This is a genomic window from Parasediminibacterium schistidii (assembly GCF_046546515.1).
Taxonomy (GTDB): Bacteria; Bacteroidota; Bacteroidia; order Chitinophagales; family Chitinophagaceae; genus Parasediminibacterium.
Genome location: NZ_JBKHKJ010000005.1, coordinates 64675 through 76975, shown reverse-complemented (window position 1 = coordinate 76975; position 12301 = coordinate 64675). Strand labels below are relative to the sequence as shown.

General features: G+C 40.9%; 9 protein-coding genes. 6 read left to right on the top strand and 3 right to left on the bottom strand.

Translation table 11 applies throughout. The annotated features are described in order from the left end of the window. Positions 1 to 19: 19 nt before the first annotated feature. Positions 20 to 334, bottom strand: coding sequence for a hypothetical protein (locus tag ACHFIY_RS04215; protein WP_410844816.1), 315 nt, complete (start codon positions 332 to 334; stop codon positions 20 to 22). Between the two features lie 136 nt (positions 335 to 470). Next, positions 471 to 2636: a S9 family peptidase gene (locus tag ACHFIY_RS04210; protein WP_410844815.1), complete on the bottom strand. Its 2166-nt coding sequence runs from the start codon at positions 2634 to 2636 to the stop codon at positions 471 to 473. Between the two features lie 234 nt (positions 2637 to 2870). On the opposite strand from ACHFIY_RS04210, the gene ACHFIY_RS04205 reads away from it, so the two are divergent. The 4 genes from ACHFIY_RS04205 to ACHFIY_RS04190 are packed head-to-tail and all read left to right on the top strand — an operon-like array spanning position 2871 to position 7509. Next, the gene (locus ACHFIY_RS04205; protein WP_410844814.1) at positions 2871 to 5024 is read left to right on the top strand and encodes a heavy metal translocating P-type ATPase; all 2154 of its coding nucleotides are present in this window, start codon (positions 2871 to 2873) and stop codon (positions 5022 to 5024) included. Between the two features lie 60 nt (positions 5025 to 5084). Next, the gene (locus tag ACHFIY_RS04200) at positions 5085 to 5312 is read left to right on the top strand and encodes a hypothetical protein (protein WP_410844813.1); all 228 of its coding nucleotides are present in this window, start codon (positions 5085 to 5087) and stop codon (positions 5310 to 5312) included. Beyond that, positions 5302 to 5565: a type II toxin-antitoxin system RelE/ParE family toxin gene (locus ACHFIY_RS04195; RefSeq protein WP_410844812.1), complete on the top strand. Its 264-nt coding sequence runs from the start codon at positions 5302 to 5304 to the stop codon at positions 5563 to 5565. Before ACHFIY_RS04200 ends, ACHFIY_RS04195 begins: the two co-directional genes overlap by 11 nt. Before the next feature lie 45 nt (positions 5566 to 5610). Further along, entirely contained in the window at positions 5611 to 7509 is a 1899-nt protein-coding gene (locus tag ACHFIY_RS04190; protein ID WP_410844811.1) for a RecQ family ATP-dependent DNA helicase, read from the top strand. Positions 7510 to 7680: 171 nt separating this feature from the next. Here the strand turns inward: ACHFIY_RS04190 and ACHFIY_RS04185 are convergent, their stop codons facing one another. Beyond that, positions 7681 to 10170 (bottom strand): DUF5686 family protein, encoded by a 2490-nt coding sequence (locus ACHFIY_RS04185; protein ID WP_410844810.1) that lies wholly within the window; start codon positions 10168 to 10170, stop codon positions 7681 to 7683. A gap of 420 nt (positions 10171 to 10590) precedes the next feature. Here ACHFIY_RS04185 and ACHFIY_RS04180 point away from each other — a divergent pair, with 420 nt between their 5' ends. Next, positions 10591 to 11517, top strand: a complete 927-nt coding sequence (locus ACHFIY_RS04180) for a manganese catalase family protein (RefSeq protein ID WP_410844809.1) — start codon at positions 10591 to 10593, stop codon at positions 11515 to 11517. A 143-nt stretch (positions 11518 to 11660) separates the two neighbouring features. After that, positions 11661 to 12206, top strand: a complete 546-nt coding sequence (locus ACHFIY_RS04175) for a hypothetical protein (protein WP_410844808.1) — start codon at positions 11661 to 11663, stop codon at positions 12204 to 12206. Positions 12207 to 12301: the final 95 nt, after the last annotated feature.

The window sequence follows — 12301 nt, the reverse complement described above, 5'->3', positions numbered from 1 at the left end:
TAGAGCTGCATTCCTGTCATTAGTAAGCGTATCGTAACCATGCAAAAATTATAAATACAATTGGCAATATTGTAAAAATAAAAAGCGGAACAAGCCGTGGAGTAGTCTGTTTTGAATTTTTATAGATTAGAAAAGACCAAAGCGTAAGTATTGAGTAATAAATAGCCCCAACCATTGCCGCCAACTCAACAATATCCCCAAATAGGGGTGTTTCACCATACAATTCTAAATCTTCAGTAAGATCTTTATGCTGCATATACCAGGTTATCAAAAAATAGAAAAACAACAGAAAGTTCCAGGATAAAAAAATCAATGCTTTTGTTGTTGGTTTCATCTATGCTTATGTTTTACTTAAAACTTTGTGCCTCTTTTTGTTTTCGTGGGTTTGTACCAGATTAACCAAAATCACACTTGAGTAGCAATAAGTAATTTAAAAACAATTAAAGGCAGCTATTGCCAAACATTAGCCCCTACCTCCCACCTCCCGGGCAATGTTCTTTTAAATATTTAGTATATAAAGTTACCAAATGCAGCCCCGTGCCAGCACCTTCGCTAAGGCCGTGGGTGCGGTTGGGGTAGCTCATTAGCTGGAATTGCTTGTTGTATTTTACCAGTTCGTTAATCAACAGTTCTGTATTTTGGTAATGCACATTGTCGTCGCCAGTGCCGTGTATTAGCAGCAGGTTTCCTTTCAGCCCTTTAGTATAGGTAATTGCAGAGGCTTTTATATAATCGTCCCTGTTTTCCTGTGGCAGGCCCATGTAGCGTTCCTCATAAATATTATCGTAGCTAAGCCTGTACGCTACGGGGGCTATAGCTATGCCTGTTTTGTATATGTCGGGGTACTGGAACAATAGGTTTAGTGTGGTAGAGCCGCCGCCGCTCCAACCCCATACTGCTATGCGGCTGGTGTCGACAAAGCCCCACTGCATTATTTTGCGGGCAGCCATAGCTTGATCGTGGATGTTTAATATGCCCACTTTCCGGTAAATGCTTTTGCGCCAGGCTGCACCTTTAGGGGTTGGCGTGCCACGCCCATCTAGGCTTATTTGTATATAGCCATCGGCTGCCATATCGCCATAGTATAGAAAGTTGCCCACATTTCCATATTTGTCAGCCACGGTAGCTTCGCCGGGCTCGGTATATACATAAAACACCACCGGGTATTTTTTTGTGCTGTCAAAAGGGGTAGGCTTTATCATCCAGCCATCCAAGGTGATGTTGTCTTCCGTGGTTACCTGTATCATTTCCACATTGGCATCTTTGTCTTCCACGGCTTTTTTGCTGCTTTCCTTAATTGTTTTATGCGTTGGCAGGCTTACCCACTCGCTGATAGGCGCAATGTTGTGGCTAGAAAATGTATGCTCGGCAAACAAACCATTGGGCGATACTTCGTACCCATGTACCCCTTTTTGCCCTGTTGGGGAAACCAGATCCATCGTTCCCTTGCCATTCAAAGGCACTTTGTACAAATACCGCTGCGTTGCATTGTTTGGCGAAGCCATAAAATACACAAAGCCGTGTTGCTCATCCACGGCTTGCACGCTGGTGATGTCGTAATTGCCATTGGTAAGCAAGGTTTCCTTTTTGCCAACCATGGAAATGGCATATAGATGCCGCCAACCATCTTTCTCGCTAACCCATACAAATGCTTTGCCCTTGTTGATAAAATCCCAGCCCTTGGGGTTGTCATCGTCCCAAGTGCTTTTAATGTCTATCCATGCTTTGTCTGTTTCTGTGTAGATAGTGCTTGCTGCTCCAGTAGTTGGGTTTAGCAGCCTGATATTGCTTTCGTTTTGCTTGCGGTTTAGCTGCTGGATAATCAATTGTCCACTGGGTGCCCATTCCATCCGGGGTATGTAGTGCTGCACTGCATCTCCAGGTACGTTCATCCATGTGGTTTTAGCAGTGGCAACAGCAACAACGCCTACTTTGCAAGACGAAGGATTCTCGCCTACCTTGGGGTATTCTACGGGCTTGGTAAATGAATAAATGCTGTCGGTATTGTCAATCAACAAGAAATTGCGGATATGCGTGGCATCTATCTGCCAATAGGCAATTTGCTTGCTGTCGGCACTCCATCTAAACCCGTCACGGCAGCCAAATTCTTCCTCATAAGCCCAGTCGAAAGTTCCGTTGATTATTTTATCAGTGCCATCAAACGTGAGTTGCTGGATGGTATTGGTTGCCAAATCTTCCGCATAAATATTATGCTTGCTTACATACGCTACTTTGCTGCCATCGGGCGAAAACTTGGCAAACATCAGCGAAGCCGTGGGGAGGCTTTTGCCTATTTGAACCAGGCTATTTGTTGCAACATTATACACCCAATAATCCCCCCTTGTTTCGTATCGCCAAACTTTTTTGCTGTTGGTGTATATCAATATGTTGCTGCCATCCTCGCTAAAGAAAAAGTTTTTGATATATATGGTTTTGCCTGTTGCTTTATCCAACAGGTTTTCTTTAGCCAAAATGCTTTTTTTAGAAAATTCAGGCAGGCCAATTTGCACAATGCCCCCATTCTCTATTTCAAAATAAGCATTGCCCTCTTTTGACCAATGTATTCCTTTGGATGGTTGGGCTTGCAATACTGTAATGGAGGCGAATAGATAAAAAACAAGGGATGATAAACGCATACAATAAACAATTTGAGAGATGAAAATAAAGGTTTTACAAAGATGAATTTCAGATACCTTATTTTTTGTCTAATTAATGTAGTATTATATTTAAGAAGCAAATGCTTTATCGAACGAACATATTAAAAAGATATGGGGGGATTTATGAAAAGCATAAAATAATGCCCACTTTCTCTTTTCATTAATATTGGCTATATTGTCTTATTCCGTTAATCCATAACTTGCAATAACAGTATGGAAACAATTAATTGGAAAGTAGAAGGCATGACTTGCAGCAACTGCGCCCTGAGCGTGAATAAAGTGCTGCAAAGGCAGGGGATGCAAAAAGTGCAGGTAAACGCCATTTCCGGGGAAGTATCTTTCGCCAACCCAAACAACCCTGACATACTTGGCATTGCCCAAAAAAACATTAACGACCTTGGCTACCATGTGGTTGACGATTCACAACCAATAATTGCCAAAAAGAAAAAATTCCTTGGCAGTTATTTAGATAAGTTTTGGTTTTGCCTGCCTTTTACGCTGGTATTAATGGCGGGGCATTGGGGCATGGCACTGGGCATCCATTTCCTGCACAGCCCTTGGTTGCAACTAGCCATTAGCCTGCCTGTGATGGTAGTTGGCATGGACTTTTTTGGGCGTAGTGCCATTAAAAGCCTAGCCAAAGGCATACCCAATATGAACGTGCTGGTGGCTTTGGGTGCATCGGCAGCATTTGTTTATAGCCTGATAGGCACTATTACAGGGGATGAAAACAAAATTTTTTACGAAACAGCCACTTCTATTTTAACCATTGTGTTTTTGGGTAATTGGCTGGAGCATTATTCTGTACAGAGGACACAAAAGGCTATTAATGAACTGGCCAAAGTAGAAAAAGTAATGGCCAATATGATTGCCTATGATGATGCCCACAACGAGAATATCTTCCCCATAGAAAATACTTTTTTAAAGGTGGGCGACTTGGTGCTGATAAAAACCGGCGAGCAAGTACCCATGGACTGTAAGATACTGAGCGGCGAGGCCGACGCAAACGAGGCCATCATTAGTGGCGAAAGCCTGCCCGTGCATAAAAAACAAGGCGACACGTTGATTGGCGGCAGTGTTTTGGCAAACGGCACGGTAAAATGTTACATAACCGCCACAGGCAAAGACACCGTGATGAGCAGCATTGTGGCCCTGATGAAACAAGCACAGGGGCAAAAACCACCAGTACAGTTGCTGGCTGATAAAATAAGTGCCGTGTTTGTGCCTGTGGTGGTTAGCATTGCGTTGCTTACGATTGTACTAAACTATTACCTATTCCACCAAACATTTGAAGAAAGCCTGATGCGTAGCATTGCCGTGCTAGTAATCAGTTGCCCATGCGCCATGGGGCTGGCTACCCCCGCTGCTATTGCCGTCGGGTTGGGCAGGGCTGCCAAACACGGCATCCTTTATACGCAACCCGATAGCATGGAAATGTTTGCTCAGATAAAACAAATTGTGTTCGACAAAACAGGTACGCTGACAACCGGGGAGTTTCAGATAATGGGATTCCAAATTACTAATGAGGCAATTCAACAAGTTACGACTTACAACTTACCACTTACAACTCCCGACTTTCAACGCATTGTCTATTCCCTTGAAAAATTCTCCAACCACCCCGTTGCCAAAAGCATTGTCAAAGCATGGAAAACAACAGATGTGATAAAATGGAAAAAAATTACGGAGATAAAAGGGCTAGGGATGCAAGCCACAGACAAGGAAGGCAATGAATACATGATAGGCTCGGCTAAAATAGATGATAGCATTACCGACAAAAGCCATCAACTATATGTAAAAAAGAACAATGACATTATTGGCTGGATAGATATAGCAGATGAAATAAGGCCCGAGTCAAAAGCAATAATAGACTTCTGCAAGCAACAGGGCATGAAAACAATATTGCTTAGTGGCGATAACCTAGCCAAATGCCAGCAGGTAGGTTACGCCTTGGGCATAGACGAGATAATAGCAGGACAAAGCCCGCAACAAAAACTGGATGTAATAGAACGCTTATGCAAAACCACGCCTACCGTAATGGTGGGTGACGGCATAAACGATGCACCAGCTTTGGCAAAAGCCACTATCAGCATCAGCCTAAGTGCAGCATCGCAATTGGCCATACAAAGCGCATCGGTTGTGTTGATGAACAGTGGGTTGCAAAAGCTACCAGCGGCAATGCAGTTGGGCAGGCATACCTACAATACCGTAAAAGGCAACTTGTTTTGGGCTTTCTTTTACAATATCATTGCAATACCAGTAGCAGCAATGGGGTTGTTTACCCCTATGGCTGGTGCATTGCTAATGGGGCTTAGCGATGTGGTGCTGGCAGCCAATAGCTTGAGGCTGAACTGGAAGAGGGTGAGATGATTATAAATAAGTTCAGTTTTGAATAAAATTATTTTAATTTAGCCTAAACATATTATTGTTATGATAACTTTATCAGCATTTAAAAATGAAATAAACAGCCTAGGCAATGAGGATTTGGAAAAAATAGAATCCATAATAAAAATGGAAAAAACAAAAAGGAAAATAAACGAGCTTGTAAAAGAGGCACGGCTAGCACGGCTAGAATCTTTAGAAGGAAAGACCTTGGTGGCATCAAATAAAGAAGAACTTCTTGATGTTTTCAAAAAAATGATAAATAATGAAGATTGAGTTTTCTTCACCATATAGAAAATCATTTAAAAAACTAATTTCTAAAAACCCGGATATTGTTTTTGAGGTTTTCAATAAGTTGCTAGTATTAAATACTGATATTAATCATCCTTCTTTAAAATTACATAAACTAAAAAGTGAGCTTAGATCTTATCATGCTATTTCTATTGAATATGATTTGAGGATTATTATGGAAATTAAAACTGATAGTGTTGTACTCATCAATATTGGTAAGCATGATGATGTTTATTAAAAATCATTGCCAAATAATTCCTAATTATTAATTCCTAATTCCTAATTGACTCCTCAAAAAATACTACAACAATATTGGCAGCACAATAGCTTTAGGGGCAACCAGGAAGCTATCATTAATGCAGTGCTGGAAGGCAAAGATACGCTTGCCCTGCTGCCGACAGGCGGTGGCAAATCTATCTGTTTCCAAGTGCCGGGCATGATGATAGAGGGGTTGTGCATCGTAATCTCGCCATTGATTGCGTTGATGAAAGACCAAGTGGAAAACCTGCTGAAACGGGATATACCTGCCGCATCGCTCACTAGCAGCCTCACTACTGCAGAAGTAATAGGCATATTGGAAGATGCGGCCGCTGGCATGTACAAATTCCTGTATTTGTCGCCTGAAAGGCTAGAAACGAATTTGTTCCAAGAATACTTGCCCACGCTTGATTGCAGCCTTATTGCTGTTGACGAAGCCCATTGCGTAAGCCAATGGGGGTACGATTTCAGGCCACCATACCTTCGTATTGCCAATATCAGGAAGCAATTGGGGCATGTGCCTTTAATAGCATTGACGGCTTCTGCAACACCTTTGGTACAGGACGATATTATTGCTAAACTTCAATTAAAAGATGCGGCTGTGTTCCGCCAAAGTTTTGAAAGGGCCAACCTTTCCTATTCTGCTTTTTTGGTTGACAGCAAAATAAACAAAGCCATTGAGATACTTACCAACGTTCCGGGCAGCAGTATTGTTTACTGCCGCAACAGGAGCCAAACCCAACAGGTAGCACATCTTTTGGCCCTGCAAAATATATCGGCAGACTTTTACCATGCAGGCTTGTTGCAGGATGATAGGGCTGCTAAACAACAAAGCTGGATAGAAAACAAAACAAGGGTGATTGTATGCACCAATGCCTTTGGAATGGGCATAGACAAGCCCGAGGTAAGAACAGTTATCCATTTCGACACACCCGAATGCCTAGAAAGTTATTACCAAGAAGCGGGCAGGGCAGGGCGTGATGGCAACAAGTCGTATGCGGTGATATTATATAACTTCAAAGATTTAGAAGCATTAGCGGCACTGCCAGCTACTCGTTTCCCGTCTATGGACGAGATAAGCAAAGTGTACCAGGCACTGGCCGACTTTTTAGGCCTTCCAGTGGGCATTGGCGAAGGCAATTATTACGATTTTGATATTGTTGCTTTTATCAAAAACTTCCAGTTGAATGCCCAACTGGTTACAGCCACCTTGAAAGTACTGGAACAAGAAGGACACATAGCTTTTAATGAAAGTGTTTTTTTGCCTGCAAAAGTGCAGTTTACCGCTCCCAAAAGCCTATTGGAAGATTTTGAAGAAAGCCAGCCACGGTTAGAACCTTTGGTTAAATGCCTTTTGCGTAATTATTCAGGCATTTATGACAATGCCGTTTCTATATCTGAAAAAAAAATAGCCCGCATACTCCGCAGTACAGAACCGATTGTAAAAGAACTGCTGCTTCAATTGCAGGCTTTTGGCATTATTTACTATTTGCCGCAAAAGCAAACCCCGCAATTGCATTTTATACTCAACAGGGCACCTGCCAAGCACTTATACATTAACCAGCAAGCCTACGCTGAAAGAAAAAAACTATTTCAGGAAAGGATAGATAAAATACTGGCTTTTATACACCTAAAAAAGGAATGTCGGGGGCAGTTTATAGCAGCTTATTTTGGAGATAGCGATGCAAAAGCATGTGGTATTTGCGATAATTGCCTGCACCTAAAACAAAAGCCCATTACAAGGGATGATGTTGTTTCAATACATGAACAAATACATACTTACATTCAAACAGGAATACCTACAGTAAAAGGGCTTTTGGAAAGTATGCCCACCATTGCCAAAAACAAAATATGGGAAGTATTGCAGTTATTGCAAGACACGGGAGAAATTAAGATTGATGACCGGGGAAAAATTAAATCTTGATAAAATGCTTTTTTAGCCACAAAGCCTCGAAGGCACAAAGCAGCACGAAGAAAAAAAAGAAGGTCAAAAGTTATTGATAACATAATCTTTCTTCTTTCTTTTCTTTTCTTTTCTTCTTCTTTTAAAAATTTGTGCCACTTTGAGTCTTCGTGCCTTTCTGGCAAATAACCATTAAAAAGAAAAACGCACGCTGCCAAACACCCCAAAATGGTTGACTGCCTGGGTGCTTGCATTGGGCGACAATACACGCCACACCAAATCGACCCGAAATATTTTAAAAATATTATCCACCCCCGTACCCACTTCCATATACATTTTACTATCTAGGCTTTTATAAGGGTAATTGCCTACAAAGTTTAGTTTTTCGTTATCGGCACTCAGGCTGCCTACTACGCCTTTTACATTCCAGAATTGCCGCCATTTTAGCTTTCTTGTTAGTGGAATGTACTTAAAAAGCCCACTGCCTATTGAATGTTCTATATTGAACCCAGCGTAAGCATCGCTAATAAATTCAAAGCGGTTCATCAGGTTAAAAGCATATTGGTTGTAATACATTAATTCATTCCCAGGCAGCACTTGGAGAAAATTATACGGTGCAGCCCCATAAATTTTACCACCAAAAACATTATAATACAAATTGCCATAAGGAGCAAGGCTAAGGTAATCAATAACGGAAAAATCAAGCTTGTCGTAGTTGTACGAGCTGTTTAATATGTTTTTAAAAGCGTGTGTGTATTGTAGCTGCACTATGGGTTTGTCGCTGCCAAGGGAAATACGGGTAAAATTATTTTCCAATGCCCTTTCAGCATAAGCATAACGGAATTTTAAAGTACCCTCAAACGAACTGAAAGGATGCCCATTAGATGATGGGAAATAACTTTGCAAAGGCAGGTTTTGCAACGCCTCGAATTGCTTGCTCGACAGCGAAACCCCCAAACCGAAATTCTTATTGGTTTCTTGGTAATATTCTATTTTCTTCTCTTCCGAACGTTGAAACTTATACGGTACATCCTTTCTAAATATGGTTGCAAATACATTGTCTGTGCCAAGCTGGTCATAATATAACTGGCCATTGTCCAAGTCATTTTTATACGTTGCGGCTATATACCCCCATGGGTCCCTACCTAGCACATACTTAGCATCTAATTTCCCTTTAAACTGGCCATCCGTGAAACCATAAGCTCCATAAGTGTGTAAATATAAATGCTTGTTGAAGCCTGTATTCGTGGCTACATCAAAACGCAGCCTTATCCCTTCCCAAGGGTTCCAGCTAGTCCAGTAAAACCATGGCCCAATACGTATATTGCCTAAATCTTTTACGCCCCCCGTTATAAACTGTACGGCATTTCGGTACTCAATGTATTTTTTGTTCCGCTCCAGTGTGTCCAGTAGCTTGTACACCGATTTTTCACTCTTGCTCAATTCCTCGTGGCGATTGCTCTGCCAAAAACTATCCGATCCGTTTGCATAGCCTTTTGCCAGCTCTATCTTGTCTGGTATTTTTGATATGTTTACCAGCTTTTCCACAGTATCCGAATTAACGGTTACATTTTTATAGGTAGTTGTTTTTCGCCCTTTCAGGGCAAGCCTTTTTTTGCCTATAGGGGCAATATCAGCTACAAATTTGTCTTTGTAAATAAACCAAACAGAGTCGTTTATCATCCTAAACTCCTGTATAATAGACAAGCCGCTTAGGAAATTGATATTGGCATCAGCCGCAGGGCGCAACGTTATTTTTTGTAGTGCGTAGGTAGTATCGTGTACCCAGCAATCGCCCTCAAACACATTATCGCCTTTGTTTTTCGGCGTAATACGCAAATGCACCAGCCGCCTGTTAGCAAGGTATTGGGTATCTAAGAGTTTGAAATTGTAAAAGCTAGGCGCATTTGTATTGAATGGGCTAATAAAATTCAGGTTAAAAACGGGTATCGTGTTGTTGAACACATTGATGTTTTGGTACATGCCCCCTAATTGCTTGATGATACTCTCATTGTCAATGCCGTTGGTGCGTGCAGCTTTTATAATTTCACGGGCTTTGTGTGGATTTTTTTGGTAATAATAATCTGAAAGTGTCTCTGTAATATAGGCTGGCAGGAAAGGCTTAGTTTCTGATGTAGAGTCTATATAGTCGAATACAAAGTTCAATGGCTTTAGCAATACGTTTTTGCCTAATTTTTTTGTGTCAATATTTTCTAAATCTACTTCTAGCTTGTTGTAAATTTCATAGCTGTAATTGTCCCAACGGGTTTTGTCATTTTCGGGCTTGTGCTTCATGATGCGCTTCCAAAACGCCAGTGATCGGTTGTATTTTGTTTTTATTATTACTTCGTTTGCAGGCGGCATCACTTCCAGCTTACAGGTAAGCTGGGCACTGTCTGCAAAAACACCAGCCCAGATAGTCAAAGGCTTATAGCCAACGCTGCTAATTTGCAAAGAGTCATTTTTATGCAGGTTTTCCACTTCCAAGACAAATTTACCTGCTGAATCAGTCAGTACCCCTTTGCCGCTTAGCTTAAACTTAGCGGAGGCAAAAGGCAATGGCTCATCGCTTTGCTTGTCTTTTATATAGCCTACAATTACTTTTTTTTGGGCAAAAGCTGCCATTAAAAATAAAAAAGGCAAAAAAACAGCCAGTATAATTCTTATCCCTTTTTTATCCATATTACCAAATATAATACTTCATTAGCATTTTGGGTGTTATGGAATAGGTTAAAATACGTTTTTTGTGTGGGAAAACAGACTTGCAAAGAAAGCCTTTAATGAAGACCAGGCTGTAGATAGAGCTTCTTGGTCAATACTTTCCCGTGCAACTTATTAATTTACAACAAAACAAACACTATGCTTAGATATTTCCACAAATCTAACCTTGCAAAACTGCTTGCTATTTTTTCTGTATATATAATTTCTCGCAATTTATCTTTTATAATCATTAACTACTGTTTTACCCTTATAAAAGTTCATGGCACATTATTAGGGCACCTAATAACAGAACAATGTGGCAATGCAATGTTTACACTAATCCTGTAACAATAATTGCAAAATCCCATTTCAGTTTGCATTTCGTTCATTAAAACAAATATTATGTTCCATCATGTAAAAGAATTACAATTTAATGCAAGGGTTTCTAAACCTGATGTGCATTTCGCTAAACTATTGCTTGAGCAGTTTGGCGGGCCTAATGGAGAACTAAAAGCCGCAATGCAATATTTTGTACAGGCATTTGGCTGCAGGAAAGCAGCACCAGACAAATACGATATGCTGATGGATATTGCAACAGAGGAATTTAGCCATCTTGAAATTGTTGGCGCAACTATTCAAATGTTGTTGACAGGCGTAAATGGTGAATTGAAAAATGCTGCCGACGAATCTGACTTAACTAAAATGCTAGACGGGAAAGCTACCAAAGAGAATTACATACATGAAGCAATGATAAACCCACAGTTTTTTATTGTGAGTGGCGGAACACCTACCCTTACAGACAGTGTTGGCAATCCTTGGAGCGCTACATATATTATGGGCATGGGAGATTTGACTGCCGACCTGCGTTTGAATATTGGTGCAGAAACAAGCGCAAAAATGGTTTATGAAAACCTAATGAAATTTACAGACGATATATATGTAAAGGAGTCTTTGCGTTATTTAATGACTAGAGAAGTTGCTCACTTGCAAATGTTCCAGTCGGCTTTAGATAGCATAAAGCCAAACTTCCCCCCAGGCATATTGCAGAGTGATCCCAAATTTAGCAACAAGTATTTCAATATGTCTAAAGGTGAGGATTTTAAAGGCGCTTGGAACGAAGGCAAAAGCCCCTTGCTGGGGGAAGAATGGAAATTCATTGACGACCCACTGCAACATATCCAAGACACAAATGGTTTGCTTGATGAAAAAGCCGAGGGAACTAACCGTACAGAGAAGTCGGTACAAGCAGCTAACCAAAAATTAAGCGCAAAACGCAAATCACAAATTGATGAAGCAAATGCAGCAAGCGAGGGCATTATGAGTTGGTAGGTACATGATGATGAACAAAAACATAGTGCCGGCAGAAACTATCACATGCCAATAATACTGAGGCAAATTAAGGGGATATTAAAAAGTAGAAAGAAAAACATTATAATTTTTTTTATCATTAATTAAACAATAAATCGGAAAAAATGGAAGACAATCAGAATTTTAAAGCACAAGAAATGAATGTGGCTTACCCTATGGTTACGGGGATGTTTGCAAACCGTGAACAAACGGAAAATGCCTATAACATGCTGCATGAAAAAGGTTACACAAAAGACGACATTAACGTGATAATGTCCGATGAAACGCGTACAACCCACTATTCTCAAGCTGGGGACGAAACAGAACTGGGAAGTAAAGCAGCCGAAGGGGCAGGCACAGGTTCTGCTATTGGGGGAACTATTGGGGCCATTGCTGGGGTGGTTGCAGCTATAGGCACCAGCCTTTTGATACCTGGTCTTGGATTGGTAATTGCTGGGCCTATTGCTGCCGGGTTAGCTGGTGCAGGCGCAGGCGGCATTACTGGAGGCGTAATTGGTGGGTTAATAGGCTCTGGCATACCAGAAGAAAGAGCTAAGATATATGAGTCGGGTATAAAAGATGGCAATGTAGTATTAGGGGTGCACCCACATAGTGAAGAAGATGCCGAGTATTTTGAAAAAAATTGGAAAACTGAACAGCCAGTAATCTAACATCCCTGTTCTTTTAACCTTTTATTGCTACAATATAGAGCCTTTTTTATAACAACCTACATTATTGAAAATTAAAAACAAGCAACTGATATTAA